This is a genomic window from Intestinibacter sp., from assembly GCF_051866655.1.
GTDB lineage: Bacteria > Bacillota > Clostridia > Peptostreptococcales > Peptostreptococcaceae > Intestinibacter.
The window spans coordinates 1-14,498 of sequence record NZ_JBJDXL010000378.1 but is presented as its reverse complement, the minus strand read 5'-3'; the positions used below and the strand labels follow the sequence as shown (position 1 = coordinate 14,498).

Genomic DNA, 14,498 nt, shown 5'->3' with positions numbered 1-14,498 from the left:
AACATATAAAGCATCCTTTTGCGCTTCGATACCTCTAATTTGGTGATTTAGATGAGCAGCATAAATTTCTATATCAAATATATCCTTTAATCGATTTAATATATGTAGAAGACAAACTGAATCAGGACCGCCAGAAATCCCCAAGACAATTTTATCTCCTTTTTCAATAAGATTATGTCTATTTATTGTATCAAGTACTTTTTCAAATATCATATTCTATCCCTTTTACAAATAATTTTTAATTTATTAAATAAATTCTATAAAATTAACTATTATAAAAATTATTTTTATATCCTTTCAAGCAAAATTTAATTTTACAATTGTTTATATATTTTCTATAAAAAAATATCAAGTCCTTGTATCTTTTTATATATTAAATAAAATTAACTATATTTAAACTATAATAAATATAATAACAAATAAACTAAACAAAAGGTAGTATTTTAACTACCTTTATTTAATATAATTTTCGATATTTATAGAAATAAAACCTATCTCTAATATTATATCTAATTTTTTATTTATTAGACTAATTATTTTTGCTTAATTTTTATGTTAATTAAATTTCTTCCTGTAAACATATCCATTATTTTTATGTCATAATCTATATCTATAGAAATATTACTCTCATCGTCAGATATCAAAAGGTCTTTTGTGTGATTTTCTATAACAAACACTCCTTGCGGAGTCATATATTTAGATATATCTGTATTACCTACTTTAAACACTAAAGTAGAATTTAAAGCACCATATCTCTTTATAGTTACTTTATCCTTTTCTATTTTTAAAGAAGTTGTCGTTTCTTCGCCATCATTAACATCTTTATAGATTACATACTTGTGATCCTTTTTTTGATATAAGGTTCCTGTTGCATTTGATTTTATAATATTTTTTTCTCCTAATTCATTAAACTGAGTTGTTACTATATTTATATTAACATCCATAATATCCTCCCAAATCCATTATCTGAAGATTATTAAATTAATTTATATCGTTTAAATATCTATCAATAAACACATTTCTCTAAAATTATATCAAAAAGAATTATATCAGTTATAATCTCTATTATCAATTAAAATATGCCCCTTTCATAGCAACAAATTTACATAAAATACCCGCTATGAAAAGAGCATTACTTATAATAACTAACATTATCTAGCAAAAACATGATTTCCTATTCTTAAATGCGGATTTAATGTATTAATCCAGTTACATGTAGATATATCTGGATTCCAAAAGTAAATAGCATTATTTGTAGGATCATTTCCATATAAAGCGTCTTTTGCAGCCTTATACGACTCTTCTGTAGGTTTGACACTTATAGATCCATTTTTTACTACAGAAAAAGCATTCTTTTGATATATTACATCTTCTATAGAATCTGGAAAGCGTGAATCTTGTACTCTATTTAAAACTACAGCTGCAACAGCAACCTGTCCTTGGTAGCTCTCACCTCTAGCTTCAGCCGCTACTAATTTTGATAATAGATACAATTGATCATCATTTAGATTTACAACTTGTTTTTTACTTTCATTATCTTCTTGACCTTTTTTTTCGATAACAGTCATATTATTTCTAGAAAAATACTCATTAAAATTTTTTACCTCTAAAGTCTTATAATCTAAACTTTTTTTACTTGTATTTTTTAAATTATTATTTACCTTTACTCCATTAGATTCTGTAGATTCGACTTGTTTAAATAAATAACCTATATTAATTAAATTTAAAGCTTCAACCTTATAAACAAATGTAGCACTAACTATTATAAAAATAGATATAAAAAATACCATTATTAATTTATAACACCTGTCCATATATAACTCTCCTTTATTTTTTGGATTATCTCCACTATTTTAAATTTTATTGTTAAATCATCGACTTTATCGTTATCCTTCTCAACTATCAATTCATATTCTTCTTCTGTTAAAACTTCTCTTAGCTTTGCATCAGTTTCTTTATCTATCACATTATTCTGTTTATCTACAAAACAAAGTGGAGGAAACATAACACACCACCAATTCTTACCTTGTCCTTTTCCTATTAATATCCTAAGTGCCTTATACTCTCCAGCCGGTAAAACAACACTCGAATATTGCTTAGTCGGAAACTTACTATATCCTAATTCTATATTTACATCATAGTTGTATCCATTTTCTTGTATTATATCCTTGCATATATTTATTAAATTGTCTTCTTCGTTTATTATTATCCTTTCACTTTCACTTATGCTTTTAGAATTTTGTAGCTTTGGTTGTAAATAATCTATAACCGCATCTCTTACTTTTAACTTTAGCTGTTGGTCTTCTTCTGAATCACTATTAGCTAATACATGAAATCGTATTAATTTATCCTTGTAATTTACAGATGCCATATCAATTTTTGATACCTCTCCATATATAGAAGTTGCCATTAAACCAACAGTGAAAATTAGCATTAATACAGATACTACTATTCTTATTTTTATCTTCGTATTTATTTTAAATTCTCGTTTTATAAATCTCCTTTTCATCATCTCATCCCCCATTTATTTGGTATATTGAGATTATTTCCAAGTTAACTTATTTTATACTCAAAAAATAAAATTTATCAAAAAATAAAAATGACCTCCTAGCTAAATATTTATAAAGAAATAATTATTCTACTTAAAATAATTATTTCTTTATAAATATTTCTTCTAGAAGATCATTTTTATCATTATATTTATGAATTATTATTTAGTGCAGTGTTCTAACATGAATTGTTCAGCTTTTTCTATATGTTCAATAGCAAACTTTTTAGCTTCTGCTATATTAGCTTCTCTTATAGAATTTAAAATAGCTTGATGTTCATCTATTAAACTCAATGATGCATTTGAATCTGAAACGTAAGTTATTCTAAATCTTTGAACTTGTTCCCATAAAGAATTTATCATTTTTGCTAATTTTTTATTATTAGCTGATTTAAATATACATTCATGGAATTCAACGTCTTTTTTCAATAGCATTTCGATATTTTGTGTTTTTACTGCTTCTTCAAATTCGATTTCGATTTCTTCTAATTTTTTTATATCTTCATCGTCTCTTCTCTCAGCTGCTAAAGATGCACCTAATCCTTCTAAGCTTGCTCTTATTTCCAATACATCCATTAAATCCTTTACTGATATATTAGCTACATAAGCACCTTTTCTAGGTAACATCACAACTAGTCCTTCAAGCTCTAATTTTCTTATCGCTTCTCTTACTGGAGTTCTACTTACACCAAGCTGTTCTGCTAGTTGAACCTCCATTAATCTTTGTCCTGATTTTAATTTTCCTTCTAAAATAGCACTTCTCAAGTTTTCAAATACAACATCTCTTAATGGCTTATAGTCATCTAAATTTAATTTAGTTAAGCTATCCATTAACTTCAACCCCCTTTTCTTCACATACTACGACGAATGTTTGTTTAAATTGTTTTTCTAATATAGATTTGCATCTAATCGCATCTTCTCTATTTTCATATAATCCAAAAACTGTAGGCCCACTCCCACTCATCATAGCTCCTAATGCCTTGTTATTTATCATTGTATCTTTAATTCGTTGAATCACTGGATATTTATTCACAGTAACTTCTTCAAGAACATTAAACATATTTTCCGCTAATTTTTTAGTTTGATTATTTTTTAAGCATTCAATAAGCAATTTGTTATTCGGTCTTTTATTTATCTCTTTGGAATCTATACATTCATATACTTCCTTTGTAGATACAAATAAATCCGGTTTACAAACTAAAATACTAACATCTCTACTTAATCCCTCAATTGAAGTAAGCTTTTCTCCTATGCCTTCAGCTAAAGCAGTTCCTCCACCTATACAAAACGGAATATCAGCACCTAATTTTAGTCCTATCTCCTCTAAATGACCCTCAGTTAAATTCAAATTCCAAAGCTTATTTAGTCCTACTAATATCGCCGCTGCATTTGAACTTCCTCCAGCCATTCCTGCTGCTACTGGTATATTTTTTTGTATATAAATATCTAACCCCTTGTCCACATTGAAAGTGTTCTTCATTAAATCAACTGCTTTATACACTAGGTTGTTAAAATCTAATGGAATTTCATTACTATTACTTTTAATTATTATTTCCTTATCTTGTCTTTCTTTAACTTCAATTAAATCATATAAATCAATTGTCTGCATTATCATTTCGACTAAATGATATCCATCTTGTCTTTTTCCCAATACGTCTATAGATAAATTTATTTTCGCTCTACTTTTTAATTTTATCGAATTCATTTTAGCCTCCTTAATACTTCTTTTTGTATATCGTATAATGCATTACTAATTATAATTATACTACAAAACAAAATAATAGGGGACTTTATCCCCTATTATTTTTTTCTTTATTCATTTTGTGTAACCTTCTTTTCTAAAATTAGACATTTACCTGGGACTAAATTTTCATTTAAATCAATCTCATTAGTCTGAGCGATTTCTTCTTCTGTTGTATTGTATTTTTTAGCTATATCCCATAGGTTATCATTTTCTTTGCAAATATATATAATTATACTTGGAGCCTTTGATAAGTCGTATTCGCCTTTATCTTCTCCTTTTATTATGAAGCTCTCTGCCTTTTTATCAATTACCTCTATAAATCTTCCTATCTTTATGTTTAATTCAATTTGATTTCTATTTAAATCGGCATCTACCTTTTCGATACAAATCGTATTAAATACTGAACATGTATCAGATAATTTATTTACTTCTAATTCGTGCTCAAAAGGAATTTCTTCATTTATCTTATAAATCATTTTCAAGCCTTCAACAGGAACGAAAAGTATATCTGCCTTTATTATGCCCTGTATTACACAATTAGAACCCTCTATATAAGTATTTTCTATAGATGCATTGCAGCAAATATTTACAATATCCTTTATTTGTATATCCTCATTATCATAAGCTAAAGATTCCCTTACTAAAAAATTATCCCTTGATGACATTAAGGTTTTATTTAAATTTATAAATCTATGCTCAAACTTAATTATTTTTTGAGGAGAATAGGCATCCTGAAGTACTTCTCTAGTGACCTCTTCACTTACCTTTACCTTTGAAAAAACTGTGCACTCTACTTCTAAAAGTCCCGTGCTGTTATCTGGATTTCGTTTAAACTCATAATTGAAATCACCTATATTCATAAGTATTTCTTCATTCATTCCATCAAATACTCCCGGTACTTCTATAAATTGTGTAAAATCAATTCCCACTTTATCTAGCTCAACAACTTCTGAGTCATAAGTGCATGCTAGAGGATCTATTTCTAGCACACCACCTATTATAACTTTATTATCTGTTATTCTGCTTTCTTTAACCTTTAGCCTAGGTGTTATATTTATAATATCCTCTATTTCCTCTACATTAACTGTAATCGTATCTCTGACTACATTTTCCGATTTTTCAATTCCAACTATATCTTGAAATGAAATTTCCTTTCTGTGCTTTTGTATGCCTTCAACCTGAGAAACATCCTTCACTATATCTAATCGCTGCTTTTCAAATAAGCTTCCTCTTATATTAATTAGAGCCCCTACCTTTATCTTTCTTTCATTCATTATAGTACAATCCATATGCTCTACCTCAGGAAAAAGCATATATTCCATATCAGGAACAACATTATCCTTTTCTATAACTTCATTTATCTCGATTTTACCGTTTATATTCGATATTGTGCTCTTATCATCCGCAACATAAATAACATTATAATTAAAGCTTCCTCTACAGGTTATTTTACCTTCTAGCATCTCAACCTTTCTAATTACTATGTATCCCATAGTGTCAACAATATCGTACACATCTGATTTTCTATCTGGAACAACATTTTCGGCTTCTATAAAGGTTTGAAATTTTCCGAAGTCCATTCTATTGTCTATTTTAATAATATCCTTAATTAACTCCACAGCTATCCCTCCCATATAATTTAACTATTAAATTATATTTATCAGGACAAAAAAAAATTACACCTATTTAATAGGTATAATTTTAACTTACGTTTAATGCATCGTCTGTAGTTTTGCAAATTTGTAATTTTACATTTGCTGTCAATAAATCAGAGTAGCTATAAGACACTCTTTGATTTCCATCTGATGTTCCACCTAATTTTACTACAAAAACACTTGGATATACATTTTCTAATACCCCAACTTTTGTAACAACCTGTTTTCTACCTTTGTTGGCCTTTAATACTATAGTCTTTCCTAAGTGTTTCTTTAAAGTTACTCTAATCTTATCCAAAGTTTGAACAGTAGCCACAACATCACCTTCTTTATTTTTATATGTTTACATAATATCATAAAAAAGGAAATTTGTCAAACGTATAAACTAATAATTTTATATATTTTTTACTCTATTGTCAATAGTATTTTATAAGAATACAGTATTATTTTAAATTTACCATATTTTTATCAAAATGTATGGTTTTGATTTAATATTCAAAATTTTAGCTAAATTTATGTTTATGAAATTTTACAATAAATAAGGTCTTGGCATCGCCCATCTAAATTTACCTCTCGTCTCAAATCCACCGATTCCTTTTATTCCTGTGATTGTCTGCTCTAATATTTCTTCTATAGGAACTACTATATCAATTCTAGAGCAAGCTATTTTTTCAACTATAAATACGGGATCTAGTGCATGTATCATTATTCTCCCCGGTGAACTAGCATAATTAGCCCCAGCCTTCATCAGAGCTTCATAATTAGACTGACAAGCTCCCGCGAATATAACTAAACTATCTAAATTAGGTTGCCACTTTCTAGCCTCCTTTACAGCCTTTAAAAAATTATATGAATTTCTATAATTGTTTATATTTTTTATATCGCCATTTTTTACATGCATAGCATCATGACCTGTTATTACTAATATATCAGGATTGTGCTTTTGCAATAGATTTTTAACCTCTTTATATTGATTTGCTTCCGGTATCGCAACTCCGACAGCTGGAATTCCCAGCTGAGAATATACATCTAAGCATATTTTTAAATATTCTTTATCTCCATCTATTTGAAGGACCTTGCCTGGAATACCATAGACATTAGCTGTCGATTGAGCTAACTTTGGGATTCCACGCATATTTTTTTTATCTCTTTCCTTTGCTTTTTTAATAGATCTATATAAAATATTTTCAACATTTTTATCCATTAAAACTTCTCTTATATCTGGAGGCTTCAACAATTCTAAATCACTTAAATATGCATCTGCTATAATTCTAAAGGCAACTCCTTTTAATATAGCTACTTTGTCTCCATTTTCATCAGTTATAATATCGGTAATTTTAAAAACAATATCCTTATCATACGACTTTCTAGCTACAATATCTCCAACCTTCATGGTAATCCCCCTATTACTCGATTTAGTTTATATTATGTTGTTTAATTATTTTTGTTCCAAAAGTCATCAAAAAGTATCAATTTAAAATCAGAATATTATATAATTTATATATGGTTTTAATTAAACTAAATAGGAGGACTACATAATGAGAATAGGAATTTTAGCATGCTCAGTATTTGAACCTGAGCTAGAAAAAGTTTTAGAAGATATAAAAAATAAAAATTTATTCGATGCCGATATTGAAGTTACTTATCTTCATTTCGGTCTACATACTGATTTAGATAAACTAGAAGCAGATGTTACAGATGCATTAGATAAAATGACTGTAGAATACGATAAGGTAATAGTTCTTTACGGTTCTAAATGTCACTATAGATTCTTCGAGTTTTTGAAAAAATACAATAATATTGTTACTATTAAACCATCAAACTGCTTAGAAGCTATTATAGGTGATAGAGTGGTTGAATCATACGTTGATGGCAAAGATATATATTTAACTTCAGGTTGGGTAGAAAAATTCGATGAATTAAATGAATTTAGTAATGCAGTAGATAATTATGATAGATTAAATCAATTTGGTATGTATGAAAATGCTATAATAGGGGACACAGGTGTTATTAAAATAACTGATGATATGGTATTTGATTTATATGAAAAAATTCAAGTTCCTGTCGAAGTTGAACCTGTAAATATAAGTATTTTTGAAAATTTAATAACAGATGCTATTCAAAGAGCAATTAGTGCTTAAATATATCTAAATTTTTAGTATAAAAATATTAAATCGTATAACAAAAAGAATATTATTAGAAATTTAATTCTCAATAATATTCTTTTTTAATGTATTTTTAATCATTGATATGCTCATGCCCCCAGTTACAAAGTGCTTGTAATACAGGCATAAGCGATTCACCTCTTTCAGACAATCTATACTCAACTTTTGGTGGAACTTGTGGATATTCAGTTCTTATTATTAAGTCATCCGCCTCTAATTCTTTCAACTGTTTGCTAAGCATTTTATGAGTAACATCTCCTAATGCTCTTTTTAATTCTCCATAACGTAAAACTTCATTTTTCCAAAGCCAAAATAGTATATGCATTTTCCACTTTCCATCTATTAGAGACATTGCATACATAAATGGCTTAGCATTGACCTCTCTACACTTCAATTGGTTATTATTTTCTGTACTCATATATATACTCTCCTTTATGATAGTATCTGTCAAAAAAGTACGTACTTACTTTTTATTTTATTTTAGTCTATCATAAATGTATGTTAAGGAAAAGGAGATGTAATAATGAAAAAACAAATAGAAATATTTGATTATGCTAATGACATTTTAAAAGCTGTTAAAAAGGGTATTTTACTTACAACTAAAGCTGATGATAAAGTAAATACTATGACTATTTCGTGGGGAACTCTTGGAATAGAATGGGGTAAAACTTTATTCACTGTTTTTGTAAGAGAAAATAGATTCACAAAATCACAATTAGATAAAAATCCTGAATTCACAATAAACATTCCAGTTGGTGACTTTAATAAAAAAATTCTAGGCCTAGCTGGCACAAAATCAGGACACGATATGGATAAAATAAAAGAAATTGGTTTAACATTAGAAGAATCAGAAAAAATTTCTGTACCTGGAATCAAGGAATTACCACTTACTCTTGAATGTAAAGTTTTATACAAACAAGACCAAGACAGAAATGCTATCCCTTCTGATATAGTAAAAGATTTCTACCCTTCTGATGTTGATAGTTCATTCCACGGCGCTAATAAAGACTATCACACTGCTTATTATGGTGAAATTGTTAATGCTTATATAATTCAAGACTAATATATTAATTTATTTAATATAAAATAGGCCATTCTTATCTAATAATAAGAATGATCCGTTTATTATAAAAAAGCATCTGAAACCACATATTAAATGTGTATTTCAAATGCTTTTTATTTATTTAGATATTATTTCCCACAGCATTTTTTGTATTTTTTACCGCTTCCACATGGGCATGGATCATTTCTTCCAACCTTGTTTTCTTTTACAACTATTCTTGATCTGTTGTAGTCTTTAGTTATAGCTTTTCTAGTTTCTGGAGATAATATTCCATCCCATCCATCTAATCCATATAACCAATGTGCTTCAGCAGCTAACATATTGTAATATAATTTTTCCCATTCTATTTTTATAGAAACTTGAGTATCAGCTTCTATAGCTTCTAGGTTTAAGCTTTCTTTTAAGCTTTCGTTTATTCCATCCATGAATCCCATGAATACTTCGTTGCTTACACCGTATTTAGTAGCTAATTCAGAAACAACACCTTCTACAACTTCAGTTTTATTGTTTAATATTTCGTTGTATATCCCTGCTTCTGATTCTAAATAATTTTGCCAGAATTTTATTTCTTCATCATTATTTGCATGATTATCACAAAGATTTTTCCAATCTGCATATAAACTCATTATAATTTCCTCCTAAATAATTAATTTATTTTTTAAGTTTTATTTTCTCATTTGACAATTCTATATTATATCATAATTAAATAATTCTTTTAATACCTTTATAGCATACTCTTGCTCTATAAAATACGGACTTGTGGCGATTGTAATGACTTTGGCGCCTTTTATTAAATCTTTTATCTTATTTAGTTTAAAATCATATGGAATATAGTCCATATCCTTCGAAAATATATCTAAATCTATGTCTAAAACATATTCTCCGTCTACCTTTATATCAAATCCATAAGAACTATCAATTATGTCTATATCAGAAAATATTTCTTTTTTCAACGCTGGCTGTATAAAATTGCCTACGTTCAAAACCTTGTTTGTATATCTAAAAACATCGTCTAAATCATCTACATCAACATTGTATTCCTCTGGCTTTCTCATGTCCTTATGCTGATCTACATGAATTAATCTACAGCCTTTATCGAAAAGTCCCTTTTGCAGACTTTTCATCCAAAAATAAAATGCATGATTATGGTTATCAAATATATATACAACCTTGTCGTCTACTTCATATTGAACTAAATTTTTAAGCCCGATTGCCTTTATTTCTGTATCTTCATCGATTTCGTTGAATACTATATTTTCTCCTAAACACACATCCTCCAAGGTTCCTTTTATCAACTTCGGAACGAAGATTTTCTTATTAGTTCTCTCTTCATAAGAAAAAATATTATTTCCTACTGGTTCTTCAATGTAAAAACCTCTATATCTCTCCATTTCTTCTCCTTTTGAAACATGTATAATAATTTATACTATATCTCTAAAACTAAAACATATTCCATGGATATTCACTTGGTGGTTCACAGATAAATTCCATTTTTTCCTTTTTAGTCGGATGCTCTATTTCTATTTTATAAGACCACAGTGCAATTTGTTGTCCTTTTTTATTGACGTTTTTTCCGTATCTTTGATCTCCATAAAGCGGATGCTTTCTGCTTGAAAATTGTACTCTTATTTGATGTGGTCTACCTGTTTTTAAATCAACCTCTACAAGACTAAAACCATTATTTGACGCCAATGTTTTATAGCTCAATTTGGCATCTTTAGCATCCTCGTGATTTTTATTTACCACGCTGACCATGTTAGATTTCTTGTCTTTATATAGATAGTCACTTAGACTGTCTTCGCTTTTTTTCATATTTCCATGAATTACAGCCTTATAAGTCTTTTTAAATGTTTTATTTCTGACCTGCTCAGACAGTCTAGAAGCAGCCTTTGAAGTTTTAGCAAACACCATTACTCCGCCAACTGGTCTATCTAATCTATGTACAAGCCCAACAAAAACATTACCTGGTTTATTGTATTTTACCTTTAAGTATTTTTTTAGTAAATTTACCATATCATCATCGTTAGTATTGTCGCCCTGAGATAATACGTTTACTGGCTTCTCAACTACTAATAAATGATTATCCTCGTATATTACATTGATCATTATTTAGACTCCCATCTACCAAATATACCACATGGAAGAATTTTTCCGTCTCTTGAAGCAGGTATTCCTAATTCTCCACCGTATATTGTTCCACCTTTTACTTTCTTACCGATAGTAGTTTGAAGTACATTTTCTAGTACTATTGGAGAAAATCCTGTTGTATAAGAGTTTATTAAGAAAAATAGTGGCTTATCAGATAATACCTTCATACATAGATTTACAAAGTCAAAAAGCTTATCTTCTATTTGCCAAACCTCTCCCTTAGGTCCTCTTCCATAAGAAGGTGGATCCATTATTATCGCATCGTATTTATGTCCTCTTCTTATTTCTCTTTCTACAAATTTTACAACGTCATCTACTATAAATCTTACTTTTCTATCTCCAAGACCTGATAAATGAAGATTTTCCTTTGCTTGAGTAGTCATACCCTTAGAAGCATCTACGTGACAAACCTCTGCTCCAGCTGCCGCACAAGCTACAGTTGCTCCACCAGTATAAGCAAATAAATTTAAAACCTTTATAGGTCTTTTAGCATTTTTTATTTTATCCATAGACCATTCCCAATTTGCCGCTTGTTCTGGGAATAATCCTGTGTGTTTAAATCCTGTTGGTTTTATATAAAATTTTAAATTTTTATAGCTTATAGTCCATTGTTCTGGGTATTTTTTCTTGTGTTCCCATTGACCGCCACCTTTGTTGCTTCTGTGGTAATGACCATGAGGATTTTTCCATAGAGCCCATTCTGATTCCATTGGCCATACTACTTGAGGGTCCGGTCTTCTAAGTACATATTTTCCCCATCTTTCTAATTTTTCTCCATTTCCCATATCTATAAGTTCATAATCTTTCCATTGATCCGCTAATAATAACAATTTATTACCTCCCATTATTCTATTAATCTTATGTATTATATCATATAATCACCTTTATTTTAGCTATTTTCGTTACTTTATATACTTTATTTATCTTTGATAATTATAAAGTTCTTTTTTTTATAAAAAAATCATAAATATTACTAATTTATTTTTACAAACAGGAGGTGAGCAGTTGCGTAAATTTATAAAATCTACACTCTAGATTTCATAAATTTTGCAACGAATTATAATGAATCAAATGAACACCAATTACGTAGGCTGTATTTATAATTTATTATATATTCAATATAATGAGATTTTTGGGCGAGAAGAATTCTTCTACTTTGATATAAGCTATCCAATCTTTTATAATGTCAAAAATGGATATTTTCAAGTAGATAAGAATATCCTAGATAGCTTAAATAAAACTGTATACTCTAGTGTCGAAACTTTTAGAAATGGACTTTATGAAGAAATGGCTCAATACAACAAGACAGCAGCAGAAAATAATCTTCCTAAGAGAGTTTACCAAGTAAACACTACTTATGACATAACCTTTAGTAAAAACCATATTTTAAGCTTTATTCTGTATTTAACCTCTCTTAGTACTAACGAAGGACCTCAATATGAAGAATTATATAGCTTCAATATAGATTTGTTAAACGGAAATCAGCTTTCTTTAAAGGATTTATTTAACCCAAATGTAAATTATATAAATCTACTTTCTAATTATATCAATAATAAAATTTCTGAAACACCAAATCTTTTTTATCAAGATACAGTTGTGGAAATTCCAGATTCACAAGCCTTTTACATAACAGATAAAGGCATCGTATTATTTTTCGCTGAAGATGAAATAGCCCCTTCAGAAGCAGGCATCCAAAAATTCTTAATTTCCTTTGAAGAATTCGGTCAATATATCAACCCTAGATTTTATTGCAACCCGCAAAACGTAATTAGACGAAGAAAAAAATAGTTCACATTTAGAGAAACAATTATTTTTGTTTCTCTATTTTTATTCGTTATTTTTTGTTATCTATTTAACATTTATACTATATTATTTTTATAATTATTAAAAATCGTTTTCCTTAGGTTATTTATTTAACTTTTTAAAACTATATTTATTTAACTTATTTTATTTAATTTTCAGATAAAAACTATTAAAAACAAATACTTTTATTTTATTATATTAATTTTTTTATAATATTGTTTTTTGTATACCAAATAGAGTATTATTATAACATCAATAAACAATTAAATAGTTAATTAATTATTAGTCAATTATTTTTAATAAATTTATTTAGCTAAAGGTATTTTATTAATTTTCAGAATATTTATATTTATCTAAAAGGAGTGATTATTTTGTCAACAACTACTAAAAATTATAATAACAGAAATCATACTAAATGTGAAAAAATAGATGCTTTATTAAAAAAATATGTAAGATTAAAAACTTATCATAGCATGAAACCAATATACGGTGAAATATTAGAATCTACAGAATATACAATAACTGTAGTACCTAAATACATAGGATCTTTTGATGAAGTAAATTATGAGAAATTACCAACATATTTACTACCTAAAAGCTCAATAATAGATATTAGAGAAATTATATAATTACATACAAATAAACAAGATTTCAAGATATTTAGTTTAAAATTATACATATAAAGAAAAAACTAAATGTAACTATATATCCATAATAGTTTCCTATAGAAGAGAATTAATTTGTTTGCTTTCCTTTTGTGTTTTTTCTCTTCTATATTTTTTACTGTTAGAGATGTAGAAATACATGTAATCAAATCCCAATAAAAAACAAGCAATACGTAAAACTTTACAGATTGCTTGTTTTTTTACTTAATATTCTATTTCTCCTTCTATAACAAAAGGATTATATGAATCAAATTTCGATTTTTTATAAGAAAAAAGCTACTGTGAACCAATACAAATCTGGTCACAGTAGCCTATTAAATTAATCATATTAAATTAATCAGCTAAATTATACACTTTTAATTGATCTTTATCAATATGTTTTTGATTTACCTTAACTAAAGCTTTTAATGTATCTAATGAAGTCATAACATCTATAGAGTATTCAGTTGCTAATCTTCTTATCTTGAATCCATCTCTTGTTGCATCGTTACCTTTAGTTGGAGTATTTATAACCATATCAACTTGATTATTAGTTATAACATCAAGTAAGTTAGGTCTTGCTTCTCTTATTTTATTAACTACAGTAGCTTCTATACCATTGTTTCTTAAATATAGTGCTGTTCCTTCTGTAGCCATGAAAGTATATCCTACCTTCTTCATTTCTTTTGCTATTTCTAAGAATTCTTCTTTATCTTGATCATTTACAG

The 14,498-nt window shown here is 27.9% G+C and carries 18 protein-coding genes and 1 pseudogene; 4 read left to right on the top strand and 15 right to left on the bottom strand.

Annotation, left to right across the window (positions count from 1 at the left end):
- From ACI3VO_RS11300 to yabG, 9 genes are all read right to left on the bottom strand, one after another.
- The coding region (locus ACI3VO_RS11300) for an ATP-binding protein (protein WP_439758014.1) at positions 1-213 on the bottom strand (213 nt) is incomplete at its 3' end.
- A gap of 320 nt (positions 214-533) precedes the next feature.
- Complete coding sequence (locus tag ACI3VO_RS11295; RefSeq protein ID WP_439758013.1) at positions 534-944, bottom strand: DUF1934 domain-containing protein; 411 nt, start codon at positions 942-944, stop codon at positions 534-536.
- A gap of 207 nt (positions 945-1,151) precedes the next feature.
- Positions 1,152-1,814, bottom strand: a complete 663-nt coding sequence (locus ACI3VO_RS11290; protein WP_439758012.1) for a cell wall hydrolase — start codon at positions 1,812-1,814, stop codon at positions 1,152-1,154.
- Positions 1,793-2,509, bottom strand: coding sequence for a stage II sporulation protein R (gene spoIIR / locus ACI3VO_RS11285; protein ID WP_439758011.1), 717 nt, complete (start codon positions 2,507-2,509; stop codon positions 1,793-1,795). Before spoIIR ends, ACI3VO_RS11290 begins: the two co-directional genes overlap by 22 nt.
- 201 nt (positions 2,510-2,710) lie before the next feature.
- Positions 2,711-3,379, bottom strand: coding sequence for a GntR family transcriptional regulator (locus ACI3VO_RS11280; RefSeq protein WP_439758010.1), 669 nt, complete (start codon positions 3,377-3,379; stop codon positions 2,711-2,713).
- Positions 3,372-4,253 (bottom strand): 4-(cytidine 5'-diphospho)-2-C-methyl-D-erythritol kinase, encoded by an 882-nt coding sequence (gene ispE / locus ACI3VO_RS11275; RefSeq protein ID WP_439758009.1) that lies wholly within the window; start codon positions 4,251-4,253, stop codon positions 3,372-3,374. The genes ACI3VO_RS11280 and ispE overlap by 8 nt, the downstream gene beginning before the upstream one ends.
- 107 nt (positions 4,254-4,360) lie before the next feature.
- Positions 4,361-5,911, bottom strand: coding sequence for a DUF3794 and LysM peptidoglycan-binding domain-containing protein (locus ACI3VO_RS11270; protein WP_439758008.1), 1,551 nt, complete (start codon positions 5,909-5,911; stop codon positions 4,361-4,363).
- A gap of 82 nt (positions 5,912-5,993) precedes the next feature.
- On the bottom strand, positions 5,994-6,263 hold the full coding sequence (locus tag ACI3VO_RS11265) for a Veg family protein (protein WP_320623894.1): 270 nt from the start codon (positions 6,261-6,263) through the stop codon (positions 5,994-5,996).
- A 213-nt stretch (positions 6,264-6,476) separates the two neighbouring features.
- Positions 6,477-7,340: a sporulation peptidase YabG gene (yabG, locus tag ACI3VO_RS11260; RefSeq protein WP_439758007.1), complete on the bottom strand. Its 864-nt coding sequence runs from the start codon at positions 7,338-7,340 to the stop codon at positions 6,477-6,479.
- Positions 7,341-7,485: 145 nt separating this feature from the next.
- Here yabG and ACI3VO_RS11255 point away from each other — a divergent pair, with 145 nt between their 5' ends.
- A complete protein-coding gene (locus ACI3VO_RS11255) occupies positions 7,486-8,088 on the top strand; it encodes a DUF1638 domain-containing protein (RefSeq protein ID WP_439758006.1) in 603 nt (200 codons plus the stop codon).
- 97 nt (positions 8,089-8,185) lie between these two features.
- Here ACI3VO_RS11255 and ACI3VO_RS11250 read toward each other — a convergent pair whose 3' ends face one another.
- Entirely contained in the window at positions 8,186-8,530 is a 345-nt protein-coding gene (locus ACI3VO_RS11250; RefSeq protein ID WP_439758005.1) for a winged helix-turn-helix transcriptional regulator, read from the bottom strand.
- Positions 8,531-8,635: 105 nt separating this feature from the next.
- On the opposite strand from ACI3VO_RS11250, the gene ACI3VO_RS11245 reads away from it, so the two are divergent.
- On the top strand, positions 8,636-9,175 hold the full coding sequence (locus ACI3VO_RS11245; protein WP_439758004.1) for a flavin reductase: 540 nt from the start codon (positions 8,636-8,638) through the stop codon (positions 9,173-9,175).
- Positions 9,176-9,303: 128 nt separating this feature from the next.
- Here the strand turns inward: ACI3VO_RS11245 and ACI3VO_RS11240 are convergent, their stop codons facing one another.
- The 4 genes from ACI3VO_RS11240 to ACI3VO_RS11225 are packed head-to-tail and all read right to left on the bottom strand — an operon-like array spanning position 9,304 to position 12,153.
- On the bottom strand, positions 9,304-9,801 hold the full coding sequence (locus ACI3VO_RS11240; protein WP_439758003.1) for an SEC-C metal-binding domain-containing protein: 498 nt from the start codon (positions 9,799-9,801) through the stop codon (positions 9,304-9,306).
- Between the two features lie 60 nt (positions 9,802-9,861).
- Positions 9,862-10,566: a UPF0489 family protein gene (locus ACI3VO_RS11235; RefSeq protein WP_439758002.1), complete on the bottom strand. Its 705-nt coding sequence runs from the start codon at positions 10,564-10,566 to the stop codon at positions 9,862-9,864.
- Between the two features lie 49 nt (positions 10,567-10,615).
- Entirely contained in the window at positions 10,616-11,281 is a 666-nt protein-coding gene (locus ACI3VO_RS11230; protein ID WP_439758001.1) for an RluA family pseudouridine synthase, read from the bottom strand.
- Complete coding sequence (locus ACI3VO_RS11225; protein ID WP_439758000.1) at positions 11,281-12,153, bottom strand: class I SAM-dependent methyltransferase; 873 nt, start codon at positions 12,151-12,153, stop codon at positions 11,281-11,283. The genes ACI3VO_RS11230 and ACI3VO_RS11225 overlap by 1 nt, the downstream gene beginning before the upstream one ends.
- Positions 12,154-12,394: 241 nt before the next feature.
- Here ACI3VO_RS11225 and ACI3VO_RS11220 point away from each other — a divergent pair, with 241 nt between their 5' ends.
- Both ACI3VO_RS11220 and ACI3VO_RS11215 read left to right on the top strand, forming a co-directional pair.
- Positions 12,395-13,111: a DUF3298 domain-containing protein gene (locus ACI3VO_RS11220; RefSeq protein ID WP_439757999.1), complete on the top strand. Its 717-nt coding sequence runs from the start codon at positions 12,395-12,397 to the stop codon at positions 13,109-13,111.
- 386 nt (positions 13,112-13,497) lie between these two features.
- Positions 13,498-13,755 (top strand): hypothetical protein, encoded by a 258-nt coding sequence (locus ACI3VO_RS11215; RefSeq protein ID WP_439757998.1) that lies wholly within the window; start codon positions 13,498-13,500, stop codon positions 13,753-13,755.
- Positions 13,756-14,124: 369 nt separating this feature from the next.
- On the opposite strand, the pseudogene ACI3VO_RS11210 reads toward ACI3VO_RS11215, so the two are convergent.
- Positions 14,125-14,498, bottom strand: a pseudogene (locus tag ACI3VO_RS11210) (carbamoyl-phosphate synthase large subunit); the annotation flags it as partial.

Coding starts and splice junctions, on each gene's coding strand:
- ACI3VO_RS11295 (WP_439758013.1), bottom strand. CDS start 944: ATGGATGTTAATATAAATATAGTAACAACTCAGTTTAATGAATTAGGA.
- ACI3VO_RS11290 (WP_439758012.1), bottom strand. CDS start 1,814: ATGGACAGGTGTTATAAATTAATAATGGTATTTTTTATATCTATTTTT.
- spoIIR (WP_439758011.1), bottom strand. CDS start 2,509: ATGAAAAGGAGATTTATAAAACGAGAATTTAAAATAAATACGAAGATA.
- ACI3VO_RS11280 (WP_439758010.1), bottom strand. CDS start 3,379: ATGGATAGCTTAACTAAATTAAATTTAGATGACTATAAGCCATTAAGA.
- ispE (WP_439758009.1), bottom strand. CDS start 4,253: ATGAATTCGATAAAATTAAAAAGTAGAGCGAAAATAAATTTATCTATA.
- yabG (WP_439758007.1), bottom strand. CDS start 7,340: ATGAAGGTTGGAGATATTGTAGCTAGAAAGTCGTATGATAAGGATATT.
- ACI3VO_RS11255 (WP_439758006.1), top strand. CDS start 7,486: ATGAGAATAGGAATTTTAGCATGCTCAGTATTTGAACCTGAGCTAGAA.
- ACI3VO_RS11250 (WP_439758005.1), bottom strand. CDS start 8,530: ATGAGTACAGAAAATAATAACCAATTGAAGTGTAGAGAGGTCAATGCT.
- ACI3VO_RS11245 (WP_439758004.1), top strand. CDS start 8,636: ATGAAAAAACAAATAGAAATATTTGATTATGCTAATGACATTTTAAAA.
- ACI3VO_RS11240 (WP_439758003.1), bottom strand. CDS start 9,801: ATGAGTTTATATGCAGATTGGAAAAATCTTTGTGATAATCATGCAAAT.
- ACI3VO_RS11235 (WP_439758002.1), bottom strand. CDS start 10,566: ATGGAGAGATATAGAGGTTTTTACATTGAAGAACCAGTAGGAAATAAT.
- ACI3VO_RS11230 (WP_439758001.1), bottom strand. CDS start 11,281: ATGATCAATGTAATATACGAGGATAATCATTTATTAGTAGTTGAGAAG.
- ACI3VO_RS11220 (WP_439757999.1), top strand. CDS start 12,395: ATGAACACCAATTACGTAGGCTGTATTTATAATTTATTATATATTCAA.